At 72.8% G+C, this 13483-nt stretch carries 13 protein-coding genes; 8 read left to right on the top strand and 5 right to left on the bottom strand.

Features of this window, described 5'->3' with window-relative positions:
* Nucleotides 1–4: 4 nt before the first annotated feature.
* On the top strand, nucleotides 5–1423 hold the full coding sequence (locus ABC138_RS01760) for a tryptophan-rich sensory protein (protein WP_345912547.1): 1419 nt from the start codon (nucleotides 5–7) through the stop codon (nucleotides 1421–1423).
* 126 nt (nucleotides 1424–1549) lie between these two features.
* Here ABC138_RS01760 and ABC138_RS01765 read toward each other — a convergent pair whose 3' ends face one another.
* Nucleotides 1550–2530: a hypothetical protein gene (locus tag ABC138_RS01765; protein WP_345912548.1), complete on the bottom strand. Its 981-nt coding sequence runs from the start codon at nucleotides 2528–2530 to the stop codon at nucleotides 1550–1552.
* On the bottom strand, nucleotides 2527–3129 hold the full coding sequence (locus tag ABC138_RS01770; RefSeq protein ID WP_345912549.1) for a DUF6318 family protein: 603 nt from the start codon (nucleotides 3127–3129) through the stop codon (nucleotides 2527–2529). Before ABC138_RS01770 ends, ABC138_RS01765 begins: the two co-directional genes overlap by 4 nt.
* Nucleotides 3130–3404: 275 nt before the next feature.
* Between ABC138_RS01770 and ABC138_RS01775 the strand changes: the two genes are divergently transcribed.
* A complete protein-coding gene (locus tag ABC138_RS01775; RefSeq protein WP_345912550.1) occupies nucleotides 3405–4982 on the top strand; it encodes a M20/M25/M40 family metallo-hydrolase in 1578 nt (525 codons plus the stop codon).
* A gap of 108 nt (nucleotides 4983–5090) precedes the next feature.
* Complete coding sequence (locus ABC138_RS01780) at nucleotides 5091–6308, top strand: FAD-dependent monooxygenase (protein ID WP_345912551.1); 1218 nt, start codon at nucleotides 5091–5093, stop codon at nucleotides 6306–6308.
* Here ABC138_RS01780 and ABC138_RS01785 read toward each other — a convergent pair.
* Together ABC138_RS01785 and ABC138_RS01790 are read right to left on the bottom strand one after the other, a co-directional pair.
* Complete coding sequence (locus tag ABC138_RS01785; RefSeq protein ID WP_345912552.1) at nucleotides 6298–7458, bottom strand: helix-turn-helix domain-containing protein; 1161 nt, start codon at nucleotides 7456–7458, stop codon at nucleotides 6298–6300. The two genes, ABC138_RS01780 and ABC138_RS01785, sit on opposite strands and share 11 nt — an antisense overlap.
* A 30-nt stretch (nucleotides 7459–7488) precedes the next feature.
* Nucleotides 7489–7617: a hypothetical protein gene (locus tag ABC138_RS01790; protein ID WP_255218278.1), complete on the bottom strand. Its 129-nt coding sequence runs from the start codon at nucleotides 7615–7617 to the stop codon at nucleotides 7489–7491.
* A 117-nt stretch (nucleotides 7618–7734) separates the two neighbouring features.
* Here ABC138_RS01790 and ABC138_RS01795 point away from each other — a divergent pair, with 117 nt between their 5' ends.
* The 4 genes from ABC138_RS01795 (at nucleotide 7735) to ABC138_RS01810 (ending at nucleotide 11979) form a co-directional block, all read left to right on the top strand.
* Entirely contained in the window at nucleotides 7735–8805 is a 1071-nt protein-coding gene (locus ABC138_RS01795; protein ID WP_345912553.1) for an NADH:flavin oxidoreductase, read from the top strand.
* Nucleotides 8806–8872: 67 nt separating this feature from the next.
* Nucleotides 8873–9919 (top strand): acyl-CoA dehydrogenase family protein, encoded by a 1047-nt coding sequence (locus ABC138_RS01800; RefSeq protein WP_068324909.1) that lies wholly within the window; start codon nucleotides 8873–8875, stop codon nucleotides 9917–9919.
* Between the two features lie 100 nt (nucleotides 9920–10019).
* Nucleotides 10020–11255: a bifunctional PIG-L family deacetylase/class I SAM-dependent methyltransferase gene (locus ABC138_RS01805; RefSeq protein WP_169701895.1), complete on the top strand. Its 1236-nt coding sequence runs from the start codon at nucleotides 10020–10022 to the stop codon at nucleotides 11253–11255.
* Nucleotides 11248–11979 (top strand): glycosyltransferase, encoded by a 732-nt coding sequence (locus ABC138_RS01810; RefSeq protein ID WP_345912554.1) that lies wholly within the window; start codon nucleotides 11248–11250, stop codon nucleotides 11977–11979. Before ABC138_RS01805 ends, ABC138_RS01810 begins: the two co-directional genes overlap by 8 nt.
* A gap of 10 nt (nucleotides 11980–11989) precedes the next feature.
* Here the strand turns inward: ABC138_RS01810 and ABC138_RS01815 are convergent, their stop codons facing one another.
* Nucleotides 11990–12892: an NAD(P)H-binding protein gene (locus ABC138_RS01815; protein ID WP_345912555.1), complete on the bottom strand. Its 903-nt coding sequence runs from the start codon at nucleotides 12890–12892 to the stop codon at nucleotides 11990–11992.
* A gap of 129 nt (nucleotides 12893–13021) precedes the next feature.
* Between ABC138_RS01815 and ABC138_RS01820 the strand changes: the two genes are divergently transcribed.
* Nucleotides 13022–13474 (top strand): SRPBCC family protein, encoded by a 453-nt coding sequence (locus ABC138_RS01820; RefSeq protein ID WP_345912556.1) that lies wholly within the window; start codon nucleotides 13022–13024, stop codon nucleotides 13472–13474.
* Nucleotides 13475–13483 lie beyond the last annotated feature (9 nt).

Consider the following 13483-nt stretch of genomic DNA (forward strand, 5'->3'; position numbering starts at 1 on the left):
ACCCATGAACTCGACCTCCGCTCCCTTCGCCCCCGGCACGGTGCTCGTCACCGGCGCGACCGGCTACATCGGGGGCCTGCTCGTGCCCCGCCTGCTCGACGACGGCTGGAGCGTGCGGGTGCTCACCCGATCCGCGGGCAAGCTGCGCAGCCACGACTGGGCCGACCGGGTCGAGGTCGTCGAGGGCGACGCGACGTCCGGCGAGGACCTGCGGCGGGCGCTCGCGGGTGTCGATGTCGCCTACTACCTCGTGCACTCGATGGACGGCGGCGGTGACCTCGCCCGGCGGGACCGTGAGCTCGCCGAGGGCTTCGCGTCCGCCGCCGCGGACGAAGGGGTCGGGCGGATCGTCTACCTCGGCGGTCTGCACCCCGAGGGTGCGGACCTGTCGGTGCACCTGGCCTCCCGGGTCGAGGTCGGGGAGGTCTTCCTCGACAGCCCCGTGCCGGCGGCCGTGCTCCAGGCCGCGGTCGTGCTGGGGGACGGGTCGGTCTCCTTCGACATGCTGCGCTACCTCACCGAGCGGCTGCCGGCGATGGTCGCGCCGCAGTGGCTGCGCAACCGGATCCAGCCGATCGCCGTCGACGACGCCCTGCACTACCTCGCCGGGGCTGCGCGGCTGCCCGCGGACGTCAACCGCACCTTCGACATCGGCGGGCCGGAGGTGCTCACGTACGAGGAGATGATCCAGCGCTTCGCGCGGGTCAACGGGCTGCGGCGGCGGGTGATCGTGGGCGTCCCGGTGCTCACGCCGTGGCTGGCCAGCCACTGGGTCGGGCTCATCACGCCGGTCGAGGCGGATGTCGCCAAGCCGCTCGTCGGCAGCCTCGTGCACGAGGTCGTGCGCCGCGAGCAGGACCTCGACGACCTCGTCGGCCTCCCCGAGGGCGGACTCACCGGGTTCGACGACGCGGTGCGCCGGGCGATGCGCGGCACCCGGCCCGACCACGCACTGCGGGATGCGCTGACGGTGACGGCGGCGACGGTCGCCAGCGCGGCCGTCGGTGCGGCGGCGACCCAGCCGGACAGCCGCTGGTACCGCTCGCTCGACCTGCCCTCGTGGCAGCCGCCGAAGCTCGCCTTCCCCCTCGTGTGGACCCCGCTCTACACCGACATCGCCGTCACCTCGGTCGCGACGCTCGTCCGGCTCGAGGAGGAGGGGCGCTTCGACGAGGCGGCTCGCTACCGGCGGGCGCTGTGGACCAACCTCGTGCTCAACACCGGGTGGAGCGTCGTCTTCTGGCGGGTGCGCCGCCCGGCGCTCGCGGCCGTCGAGGCCGGGGTGCTCGCGGCGAGCTCGGCCGACCTGGCGCGGCGTGCCTCCGCCGCCGGTGGGCGCACCCGCTGGACGCTCGTGCCGTACGCGGCCTGGACGGGGTTCGCCGCGGTGCTGTCGACGGCGATCGCGCGGCGCAACCGGTAGCGGGTCAGTTGGTGTCGGGACCGGCCTCCCACTGCACGGCGCGTCGCGCGGCAGTTCGAGCGACGAAGGGGGTCTGCGCCCCGGGATCTCGTTGGTCCGGACGCGAACTGCCGTACGACGCGCGGGTCAGTGGGTGTCGTCGGCGACGAGCTGGGTCTTGGTGCCGAAGACCTGGAGGGTGTCGAGTGGTTCGTCCTGGAGGTCGGCGACGGTGGCGATGTCCTGCCACTGACCGCCGTTGACGCGGTACTGGCCCGTGAGGCGGGCGTCGACCTTGACCTGCTTGTCGCCGGTGCCGGCGTACTGGTGCGTGATGTCGCCGTCGGGGTAGGTGCCGCCGCTGCTGCTGGTCCAGACGGAGGTCTGTCCGTCGCCGAAGTGGTAGCGGTAGTCGCGGGCGGCGACCTTGAACTCGATGTTCCAGGAGAGCAGCTTGATCGTCCTGCTCGTCTCGCCGGGTTGCAGCCCGGTGTCGTCAGGCCATGAGGCGGCGTAGAAGTTCGTGAAGTTCTTCAGGGTGCGCAGGCCCTTGGGCTGGATGGTGACGCTGGGCTTGCTGAAGGGCAGCTCACGGAAGGCGGTCTGGATCTGGGCCAGGGTCGGGACGGGCGGCGCTGCCGGGGCCGGGATGGTGACTGGTGGCTGCCCGGGACCGCCGGGGATGGTGACGGCGTCGGGTGGCCCGCACGTGACCCGACCCGTGGACTGCCACGGCCCGTCGTTGACCCTGACATGGGTGGTGACAGGAAGGTCGAAGTTGTTGGGGTTGCCCGACTCGGTGATGCACCCGGCGCGGGTGCCGTCGCACTGGGACGTCGAGTTGTCACAGGGGAGGTACTTGACCTCGACCCTGTCCTTGACCGCGGGGCCCTTGACGTTCGTCCCTGTGATGTGGGCCGAACGCGGTCTGCTGGGGTCGATGGCTGGTGCTGTGCCGCCGTCAGCACCCTTCTGTGTTCCTGGGTCGATGCCGTGTTCCTCGGCCGACGCTTCGATCAGACCATCCGTGACCTTCGCGTGCGGACCGCCATGGTCGGCATAAGCCCACGTGGGGCCAAACACGGCAGTCAGCAGAGCGAGGGCCAGCACCACCAGTGGGCGAATCATGTGACGACCCAGTCCTTGATCTGCCACACGCCTTCCTGCCAGACGACGTGTTCGGTCACCGTGTAGGAGACAGCGTCGATGTCGCCGTTGACCTTGCCGGTTTTGTCGACACGGTGGTGATCGGCGACCTCGACATCCATGGTGACCTTGTAGCCCTCGTCCGGTCGCTTGGTGGCCACCACGTTGCTCACTGTGTAGGGGTTCTTGTCCTTCATCCACCCCTTTGCCTTGTCGGCCTTGATGTTCTTGATGGCGGTGCCGCAGACCGCGCAGTCGCTGGCGTCCAACTTCTCCAGCTTCGTGGTGTTTGCAGTGTGTGCAGCGTCGCCGTAGGTGAGGAGGTAGTACTTCCCAAAAGCCGCAGCGCCCTCCTTGGTCTCCTCTCGAGCAGCCGCCGGCAGGTCCTTCGGCATCTCGGCGCCGGCTCCGGTCGAGGTCGGCGACACACTCGGGCCGGACGAGCTGCTCGAGCTGGGGTCGACCTCGATGGGCGAGGCCGTCGTGGTGGGCTCGGTCGGCTCGTCCTCACCGCAGGCGGCCAGGCCGCCGGTCAGGACGGCCGTGGCGGCCAGGGCTGCCGCTCCACGCGAGAACTGCACGGGATCTCCCCTTCGTCGACGATCGGGGCAGCGCCGAGGGCCCCCGAAGAACTGACTCCAACGGTAGTGAAATCCGCGCAGGCCGCATCTCGAGTTTCCACAGGAGGCCACGGTCACAGGGTCGTCAGGTGCCCGTCAGAGGCCGGTCACGATCCACGGAGGGCGGCGCCGCCGAGCGTGCGGAGGGGACCGTTCGCCTCACTACCGAGCGGTCACCCTTGGCCCTCGGGGACGTCGCCGCTTGCCTGTGCGGACCACCGACAAAGGAGTCGTCCATGGCACACGAACCACACGAGACCACCGGCACCCAGGTGCCCCGCCGCGTCTTCCTCGGCGGCGTCGGCGCCGCCGTCATCGGGGCGGCCGCAGCCGGAGGGGCGGGCGCCTTCGCGCGCGGCGCCGGCGGACAGGCCGTCACGGCCGCGGCCATCCCCGTGGCCGACCTGGACCCCGTCGACCTGCTCAAGCGGATGCTGTCCTACGACACGCAGAACTTCGGGACCGGGGCCAAGACCCGTGCGCACGCCGAGTGGCTCAAGGGCGTGTGGGAACGAGCCGGCGTCGCCGCCGAGATCATCGACACCCCGCAGCGCGACAACGTCCACCTCATCGCCCGCATCAAGGGCACCGGCACCGAGGAGCCCCTGCTCTTCCTCGGCCACTCCGACGTCGTGCCGGTCGAGGAGGAGAACTGGGACGTCGACCCCTTCGCGGGTGAGGTCATCGACGGTGAGATCTACGGGCGCGGAGCTCTCGACATGAAGGGGGCCAACGCGGCCGGCATCGCCGCGCTGCTGCGCCACCTCGACGAGGGAGCCACGTTCGACCGTGACCTGATCATCCTCACCGACTGCGACGAGGAGGCCGGGGACTACGGCTCCCGCTGGCTGGCGGCGAACCACTGGGACAAGATCGACGCCGGGTCCGTGCTGACCGAGGGCGGCTGGTTCCTCGCACAGAGCGACAGGACCACCCCGATGCTCATCACGGCCACCCGCCAGGACAAGGTCTACTTCAACCTCGACCTCACGGCGACGGGCACTGCGACCCACTCCAGCAAGCCCATGCCCGACGACTCCGCGATCGTCGCCCTCTCGCGGGCGATCAGCGAGCTCGGGGACTGGGAGGCGCCGGTGCACCTCACCGACGTGACACGCGAGTACTTCGAGGCTGTCGCCGAGGCGACGAGCGACCGGCGCTTCGCCAAGGCGATCCGCCTGATGCTGCGGGCCAAGAGCGACCGGTCGCGCGAGCGCGCGGCCCGGCTCGTCGTCAAGCTGTCGGACTACCCGTACCTGCACCGCGCGCTGCTGCGCACGACCCATGCCTTCGTCATCCAGGAGTCGGGCTACAAGGAGAACGTCATCCCGAGCGAGGGCACGACCCGGGTCAACTGCCGCGCCGTCCCCGGCGGGCAGAAGCCCCGCGAGTTCCTCGCGCAGGTGCGCGAGCTGCTCAAGGACCGTGATGTCGAGGTCAAGCTCATCGGCAACCCGGGGGAGAGCGAGGAGCAGGCGCTCGCCCGGCTCGACGGCACGTGGGCGACGAAGCCGGCCGACCTCGACACCGACCTCTGGCGTGCCCTCGAGGACGCGTCGAGGACGACGTACGAGGACACCCCCTTCGCCCCGGCGTTGTTCGAGGCCGGCACCAGCCTCGGCCCGTGGCGCACGCAGGGCGTGCCCGGCTACGGCGTCTACCCGTACGTCCTGAGCAACGAGCAGCTCATCGGGATGCACGGCAACAACGAGCGCATCTTCGTCGAGGCCCTCGAGCAGGGGACGGACTTCATGTACGAGGTCTGGGGCGCCCTCCGCACCAACGCGACCGCCACCGGGACGAAGGGGGGCTGACGCACCCCGGCGGCCACCTCGCGTCCGACAGGGTGTCGGAACGCACAGGCACCAGTTGCGCCTCTCCGCCCGATCACGGCGACCGGGCGCCTCCGTAGCGTCTCGTGCATGAGCTCGACACCCCACGACGACGTGGTCATCATCGGCGCCGGCATCGGCGGACTCACCCTGGCCCTCGCCCTGCGCGAGCGCGGCATCGACGCGACGCTCGTCGAGCGGACCGCGGAGCTGCGGGAGGTCGGCGCGGCCGTCGCGCTGTCGGCGAACGCGACCAACCTCTTGCGGCGCTACGGCGTCTACGAGGCGCTCGAGGAGGTCTCGTGGCCGCAGACGGACCTGATCTTCCGTGACGGCCGGAGCGGGGCGACGCTCGGCCGGACGCCCGTGGGGGAGTCCTACCGGGCTCGCTTCGGCGCCGACTACTGGGGCGTGCACCGCGCGGACCTCCAGCGGGTCCTGTCCGAGGCCGTGGGTGCCGACCGGATCCTCCTGTCCAGCGAGGTGACCGGCCTGCGCGAGGACGGTGACCGCGTCGTCGTCGAGATCGCGGACGGAGACCACCTGGACGCGGCGGTCGTCGTGGGCGCCGACGGCGCCCGGTCCACCGTGCGCCGGTGGGTCGTCGGGCACGACGACGCGATCTACTCGGGGCGCAGCGGGTTCCGCGGGATCATCCCCACCGAGCAGCTCACCGAGCTGCCGGACCCGCACGCCATCCAGTTCTGGATCGGGCCGACCGGGCACCTCCTGCACTACGCGATGGGCGGCGACGGCAGCCACGTCAACTTCCTCGCGGTGAGCCGCGAGCCCCGGGAGTGGACCGCGGACGGCTGGGTCGTGCCGGCCCGCGACGAGGAAAAGCTCGCCCCCTTCGCCGGCTGGCACCCCGCGGTGACGCAGATGCTCGAGTCCGTCGAGGTCTCGCAGCGCTGGGCGCTCATGCGGCGTCCGCCGGTCCGGACCTGGCACCGCGGTCGCGTCGTGCTGCTCGGCGACGCGGCGCACGCGCTCGTGCCGCACCACGGGCAGGGTGCCAACCAGTCGATCGAGGACACGTGGGCGCTCGCCGAGGAGCTCGCCACGGTGGGCAGCGGCGACCCGACGGCGGCCTTCGAGGCGTACGAAGGGAGGCGCCAGCCGCGCACCCGCGCCGTCCAGTTCGCCTCCGCCCAGGTCGCCGAGGTCCTCCACCTGCCCGACGGGCCGGAGGCCGACGCGCGCAACGCGCAGATGGCGACGGCGGACTGGTTCGAGGACAAGCTCGCCTGGGTGCACGGCTACGACCCGACGGTCGACCGGGGGATCCGTCCCGGCGTCAGGGTCTGAGCAGCCCGGCGAGCCGGGCGACGCGCAGCCCGGTGTGCAGGTCGCGCCGGACGAGGCCGTCGCCGAGGTCGACCTCGGTGGTCGTGCGGATGCGACCCAGCCGGTAGTAGAGGGTCGAGCGGTGGATGCCGAGGGCGGTCGCGGTCGCCCGCCCGTCGCCTCCCGTGGCGAGGTAGGTCTCGAGGGTCGGCACGTCGACCGCGCGGTGGTCGCTGGCCAGCAGCCGCGCCACGGGGGCGGGCAGGTCGTCGGCCCGGAGCCGCTCCAGGGGCAGGTCGAGGAGCAGCCGGTCCAGCCCGAGGTCGTCCCAGGTCGTCACGCGCCCGTAGGTCGTGGGGTCGAGGCAGGTGGCCCGCCAGGCCCGACGCGCGCGTGCGTGGGATGTGCCGGCCGAGGTCAGGTCCGCGACGACGTCACCGATGCCGGCGCGCAGCCCCGCGAGGCCGGGCGCGGCGAGCACCCGCTCGAGCCGGTCGCGGACGACGGGCCGCGGGAAGACGAGGACGCCCAGCCCCTCCACGAGCCCGCCGACGACCGTGGCCGTCGACGTCCGGGCGACGAAGTCGAGCGTCGCCTGCACGCCGGCGAGGGCGGTGCGGGTGGCCTCGGGGGTGTCGTCCGGCTCGGCGATGACGACGACGCAGTACCGGTCCGCGGCCCCGACGAGACCCTCGTCCACGAGTGCCGTTGCGGCAGATTCGCGCTCGCCGGGTGACGTGCTCGCGCCGAGGAGGAGGCCGAGCAGGTCCGTGGCCCGGGCAGCATTGCGCTGCTCGCCGAGCGCCCGCAGCGACAGGAGCGCGCCGAGGTGGGCCGCGCCGTCGGCGAGGACGTCGGGCGAAGGGGAGGGGACCCCCTTCGTGCGGACGTACAGGAGGTGGCCGACGCGGTGGCGGTCGTCGCGGAGGGGGTGCAGCACCCACGCGGTCCCGTCACGGGCGGTGCGGGTCGTGGGGCGCGTCTGGCCGGCGGGCGGCGGCTCCCAGGTGTCGCTGTGGGCGAGCACGTGAGAGAGGCGCGCGCGGTCCTCGTCGCTCTCGTGGATCGAGTAGGCCAGGACGCGCATGCCCTCGTCGAGCACGACGAGGCGACGCTGCAGGGACTCGGAGAGGTCCTGCAGGGCGTCGTCGAGGCCGGCGCTGCGGTGCACCACGTCACCGTAGCGGCGGCCACGCCCGGATCAGCGCGGCGGTTGCTCGACGTGCGTCGGTCCGGTCATGAGCGCCTGCTCCACCCACGCCATGGCGAAGGGGAGGGACGCGACCGAGACCATCCCGGCCACCGTGAGGATGGCACCAGTGAGGTTCATGCCCCAACGGTGGCACCCAACCCGCCGACACGCCGGACAAATCGCCGCGGACGTGCCGTCGTCACCGGATCTTGACCTGGTGCTCGTGGGCGGTGGGTCCCTTGCGAGGATGGCGGGATGACCTCCCTCCACGACCGTCTCGAGCTCGCCCACGGACCGGCCTGGGCCAACCGCTTCGCCCTCGCCCCGCTCACCAACACGCAGAGCCACGCGGACGGGACGCTCTCCGAGGACGAGTACCGGTGGCTCGTGGCGCGAGCCGCCGGGGGCTTCGGCCTGACGATGACCTGCGCGACCTACGTGGCGCGCGCCGGCCAGGCGTGGGCCGGGCAGCTCGGCATCAGCGACGACCGGCACCTCGCCGGCCTCACCCGCCTCGCCGACGGCATCCGCGCCGCCGGCAGCGTCTCCTCGGTGCAGCTGCACCACGCCGGTCGGCGCTCCGACCCGGCCGTCACCGGCGTGCCGAACGTCGCGCCGTGGGACGACCCGGACAAGGACACCCGGGCCCTGTCGACCGGTGAGGTGCAGCAGGCGGTCGAGGACTTCGTCGTCGCGGCGGAGCGGGCCGAGCGCGCCGGCTTCGACGGCGTCGAGGTCCACGGAGCCCACGGCTACCTGATCTGCCAGTTCCTCGACGGACGCCACAACCAGCGCACCGACGGCTACGGCGGGTCGCTCGAGGACCGGTCCCGGATGCTCTTCGAGGTCCTCCGCGGGATCCGCGAGCGGACCCGGGCCGACTTCCAGGTCGGGCTGCGGCTCACCCCGCAGGGCAACGGCATCGTCCTCGACGAAGGTGTCGCCGTCGCCCAGCGGGTCCTCGACTCCGGCCTCGTCGACTACCTCGACATGTCGCTGTGGGACGCCTTCATGACCGTCGACGAGGAGGGCAGCCTGCTCATCGACGCCTTCGTCGGCCTCGAGCGCGGCGCGACGCGGCTCGGCGTCGCGGGCAGGATCCGCAGCGCACAGCAGGCCCGCTGGTGCATGTCGAAGGGGGCGGACTTCGTCGACCTCGGCCGCGCGGCGATCGTGCACCACGACTTCCCGACGCGGGCAGGAGCCGACTCCACCTTCGCCATGGCCCCGCTGCCGGTGACCCGCGAGCACCTGCACGCCGAGCGGGTCAGCGAGACCGTCGTGGAGTACCTCGACGCGGGGTGGCCGGACTTCGTCGCCGGCTGAGGGACGACCGTGCCGAGGGGCCGGGTCATACTTGCGGCAGATCGGCGACGAGCGCGGGGAGTCTCACATGGTCCAGGACGGGTTCTGGCACGACGACGTCGTCCGGCTGGCCGAGGAGGGGGAGCCCTCGGACCTGCTGGGGTCGATCGGGGCGTCGGTGCCGACGACCCGGCACCCGCAGGCGCTGCTGACCTGGGCGCAGGACCTGGGGCAGAGCATCCCGGACCCGGGCGCAGGCGGCACGCGGGTCCGCTGGGAGGTGCTGGCCACCGTCGCCGCGCGCGACCTCGTGGCGGCGCGCGTCCTCGAGCCGCACCTCGACGCCCTGGCCATCCTCCGTGAGGCCGGCGACGTCGTGGACCCGGCCGGCGCCACCTGGGGCGTGTGGGCCGCGGAAGGTCCCGGAGTGCGGCTGGAGGCCTCGCAGGACGACGACGGCTGGGTCCTGGACGGGGTCAAGCCGTGGTGCTCCCTGGCCGGTGACGTCAGCGCAGGACTGGTCACCGCCTGGGTCGACGAGCGGCGACGAGGGCTGTTCGCGGTGGGGACGCGCGATCCCGGCTTCAGCGCCGACGCCAGTGCATGGCGTCCGTCCGGGCTCGCGGAGGTCGCCACCGCGACCGTCACCATGCGTGGCGTCGCGGCGCGTCCCGTCGGCGGCCCCGGGTGGTACCTCGCCCGGCCGGGTTTCGCGTGGGGTGGGATCGGGGTGGCCGCCGTCTGGTTCGGCGCCTCCGTCGCCCTCGCCCGCCGACTGCTGCTCGAGACCACCCGCCGAGCACCTGACGACATCGCCCTGCTCCACCTGGGCGAGCTCGACGCGCGTCTCACCGCAGCACGGGTGCTGCTGGCGCACGCCGCCCAGCTGGTGGACGCCGGGCGGGCCGAGGGCGCTGCAGGGGCGCACCTAGCCGCCCGGGTACGGCACGTGGTGGCCGATGCGGCCGAGGAGGTCCTGACGCGCACGGCGCACGGGCTGGGCCCGGGTCCCCTGAGCCAGGAACCCGAGCACGCCTGGCGGGTGGCGGACCTCTCGCTCTACCTGCGGCAGCACCACGCCGAGCGCGACGCGGTGGCGCTCGGCCGCATGGTCGTGCCGGCTCGCTCCCGGTGACGTCGTGGTGACCTTCAGCCACAGGGACGCGGGCACGAGTGCGCACGCCTGGAGATCCGATCCGCGCTGGCCGCAGCCCACCGATGTCGAACAGCTCCTCGTGGGCCGCTCGCGCGTCGTCGTGGTCGCGGCACACCCCGACGACGAGACGCTCGGCGCTGGGGCCCTCGTGGCCGCAGCCGCCGCCCGCGGGGCGCGGGTCGAGCTCGTCGTGCTCACCGACGGGGAGGGCTCCCACCCGGAGTCGACGACGTGCCCGCCGGTCGAGCTGGCGGCCCGTCGTCGTGACGAGGCGCGGGCCGCGGCAGCCGCGCTCGGGCCGGATGTCGAGCTGACCCTGCTGGGGCTGCCCGACGGCGGGCTCGCCGGTGACCACGAGGAGCAGGTGACGCGCCAGCTCGTCGAGCGGCTCGGCGACGCCCGTGAGGTCTTGCTCCTTTCGCCCTGGCGGCGCGACGGGCACCCGGACCACGAGGCTGCCGGGCGTGCGAGCGCCGCAGCCGCGGTGCGCACCGGTGCCCGTCTGCTGGAGTACCCCGTGTGGTTCTGGCACTGGGCGGCCACCGAGGACGCGCCGTGGGACCGGCTGCTGGTCCTCGGGCACGGCGAGGCCGCCGCGGAGCGCAAGGCGGCGGCGGTGGCGGCCCACCGTACCCAGGTCGAGCCCCTGTCCGACGCGCCCGGTGACGAGGCGCTCCTGTCGGCGCAGCTGCTCGAGCACTTCACCGGTCGGGTCGAGGCCTTCGTCGACGAACCGCCCGCCGATCCCGCCCTCGAGGCCCTGCACACCGCGGAGAGCGACCCGTGGGGCACGACGCACCGCTGGTACGAGCGCCGCAAGCGCGACCTCGTCCTGGCGTGCCTGCCCCGTCCGCGGTTCGTCCGGGCGCTCGAGCTCGGGTGCTCCCGCGGTGAGCTGGCCGCGGACCTCGCGCGCCGGTGCCAGGACGTGCTCGCCGTCGACCGCAGCCCAGCGGCCGTCGCACGGGCCCGCACGGTCGTACCGACCAACGTCGAGACCGCGGTGCTGGATGCGCCCACCGAGTGGCCCGACGGCGCCTTCGACCTCGTGGTGCTCTCCGAGGTCGGGTACTTCCTCAGCCCCGTCGACCTCGAGCGCCTGATCGCGCGGGTCCGGTCGAGCCTGGCCGACCACGGGGTCGTGGTGCTGTGCCACTGGCGCCACCCGGTCGAGGGGTGGGTGCTCGACGGTGCGGACGTCCACCAAGCGGCACTCGCCGCGGACCTGCCGCCACTCATGTCGACCTACCGCGACGACGACGTCGAGATCATCGTGCTGGCCGAGTCGGCGGACCGACCGGACCCCCGTGGATGAGCAGCCGGATCTCGTCACGGGCATCTCGGCGGTGGCCGTCGTCGTGCCGGCGAACGACGAAGAAGTGCTCCTACCGCGGTGCCTGACGGCGCTCGCGCACGCCGTCGCGACACTGCGCACGGCGCGACCCGACGTGCGGGTCGAGGTCGTGGTCGCCCTGGACGCCTGCACGGACGGCACCGCCGCCGTCGCGGCCCGTCACGGCGTGCGCACGACGACGGTGGCTGCACGATGCGTGGGTGCCGCGCGGGCGGCTGGTGCCGCGGCCGCGCACGAGCTCCTCGAGCTCGGTGCCACGCACCGGGCAGCCGGTGCGTGGATGGCCTGCACCGATGCCGACTCCGTCGTCCCGCCGGACTGGCTGACCGGGCAGGTGGCTGCAGCCGACGGGGGTGCAGACCTCGTCCTCGGCCGTGTGCGGCCGGATCCCCTCGACCTCGACGGCGACACGTACCGGGAGTGGTCGAGGCGGCACACGTCCGCCCACCCGACGCGACACGTGCACGGGGCCAACCTGGGGGTGCGCTGGTCGGCCTTCGCAGCCGTCGGCGGGTTCGCGCAGGTGCCCGAGCACGAGGACGTGCTCCTCGTCGAGGCTCTGCTGGCCGCTGGAGCGAGCGTGGCAGCCGGTCCGCCGATCCTCACCTCGGGGCGGCGCGCCGGCCGGGTGCCCGACGGGTTCTCCGGCTACCTGCGCGACCTGGACGCCACGCTCGGCCGATGAGCTGCCGGCGTCAACGAGGGGCGTGGTCCAGGGCTCGCTCCAGTGCCTCGCCGATCGGCACGTAGTCGAAGCCGGGCTCCAGCAGCTCGTCCCGCACCGAGTAGTCCTCGCACACCATGTCGTGGCGCAGGCTCTCGACGAGCGCGTTGACCTCGGTCGACTGCATCCCGGAGATCAGGGCGCTGACGCGACCGACGACCCCGCTCGGCAGGCCGGGGACGTCGACCTGCACGCGGGCCAGGCCGGCGACCTGCGCGTAGAGCCGCAACAGCTCCACGTACTCCAGGACGTCCTCGCCGCCGACGTCGTAGTGGGCATTGGGGGCCGGTTCCACGGTCAGGGCGCGTCGGACCAGGTGCAGGACGTCGGCCAGATCGATGGGCTGGATCCGGGTGTGCATCCAGGTGGGGACCGGGGTGAAGAGGGGGACCCGCTCGCTCAACCGGTGCAGCAGCTCGTACGAGGTCGAGCCCGCACCGATGATCATCGCGGCGCGCAGCACCGTCGTGGGGACCGAGGAGTCGAGGAAGACCTGCTCGACCTCGTAGCGGGAGCGCAGGTGCGGGGACAGCTCCCCGTCGGGGACCAGCCCGGAGAGGTAGACGAGCCGCTCCACCCCGGCGCGCTCGCAGGCGCGGGCCATCCGCCGCGCGGCCTCGCGGTCCTTGCGCTCGAAGTCCTCGGACTCCAGCGAGTGCACCAGGTAGACGACGGCATCGACGCCGTCGACGGCCCTCGCGACGAGCTCGTCGTCCTCGATGTCGAGCTCACGGCTCTCGACGTCGTCGTGCCACGGGAACCTGTCCGTCCCCGAACGGCTGGCCGCCACGACCGTGTGACCGGCCTCGAGGAGCTCGGGCACGAGGTGGGAGCCGACGTAGCCGGTCGCCCCGGTGACAAGTACTCGCTGCATGTCCGTCACAGTAGCTGCGGCATGGTCGGTACCACCGTGCGCGACAGGGCCGATCTCGACAGGTTGCACCACCCCAGACCCGTGGTGAGACTGGGCGGGTCGAGACCCGCCAACCCGCAGGAGCAAGGCATGAGTGAGAACACCACGGTCATCAACGCCTCGACCGACGACGTCTGGTCGGTGCTGAGCGACGGCTGGCTCTACCCGCTCTGGGTCGTCGGCGCCTCGCGCATGCGCGACGTCGACGAGGACTGGCCCGCCGTCGGCAGCCGCATCCACCACTCGGTGGGCGTCTGGCCCGGGCTGATCAACGACCACACTCGGGTGCTCGCCCAGGAGCCGCAGCAGTCGATCACCCTGTGCGCTCGCGCGTGGCCGATGGGTGAGGCCGAGGTCCGGATCACGCTGACCCCGGCCGGCGACCGGACCGAGGTGACCATCGTGGAGGACGCGGTCTCCGGGCCGGCGCTCCTCGTGCCCGGGATCGCACGGCAGCCCGGCCTGAAGTGGCGCAACTCCGAGACCCTGCGCCGTCTGCGCCTGCTCGTGGAGGGTCGCTCCGGCAGGACGCAGACGGGCTGACGCGGGACT

This window comes from Janibacter sp. LM, assembly GCF_039631275.1.
GTDB classification, from domain to species: Bacteria; Actinomycetota; Actinomycetes; order Actinomycetales; family Dermatophilaceae; genus Janibacter; species Janibacter terrae.

What these genes read in the sequence shown, in the direction of transcription:
- ABC138_RS01775 (WP_345912550.1), top strand. Translation starts at nt 3,405, where the DNA reads ATGGCACACGAACCACACGAGACCACCGGCACCCAGGTGCCCCGCCGC.
- ABC138_RS01765 (WP_345912548.1), bottom strand. Translation starts at nt 2,530, where the DNA reads ATGATTCGCCCACTGGTGGTGCTGGCCCTCGCTCTGCTGACTGCCGTG.
- ABC138_RS01795 (WP_345912553.1), top strand. Translation starts at nt 7,735, where the DNA reads ATGACCTCCCTCCACGACCGTCTCGAGCTCGCCCACGGACCGGCCTGG.
- ABC138_RS01790 (WP_255218278.1), bottom strand. Translation starts at nt 7,617, where the DNA reads ATGAACCTCACTGGTGCCATCCTCACGGTGGCCGGGATGGTCTCGGTC.
- ABC138_RS01800 (WP_068324909.1), top strand. Translation starts at nt 8,873, where the DNA reads ATGGTCCAGGACGGGTTCTGGCACGACGACGTCGTCCGGCTGGCCGAG.
- ABC138_RS01780 (WP_345912551.1), top strand. Translation starts at nt 5,091, where the DNA reads ATGAGCTCGACACCCCACGACGACGTGGTCATCATCGGCGCCGGCATC.
- ABC138_RS01815 (WP_345912555.1), bottom strand. Translation starts at nt 12,892, where the DNA reads ATGCAGCGAGTACTTGTCACCGGGGCGACCGGCTACGTCGGCTCCCAC.
- ABC138_RS01760 (WP_345912547.1), top strand. Translation starts at nt 5, where the DNA reads ATGAACTCGACCTCCGCTCCCTTCGCCCCCGGCACGGTGCTCGTCACC.
- ABC138_RS01820 (WP_345912556.1), top strand. Translation starts at nt 13,022, where the DNA reads ATGAGTGAGAACACCACGGTCATCAACGCCTCGACCGACGACGTCTGG.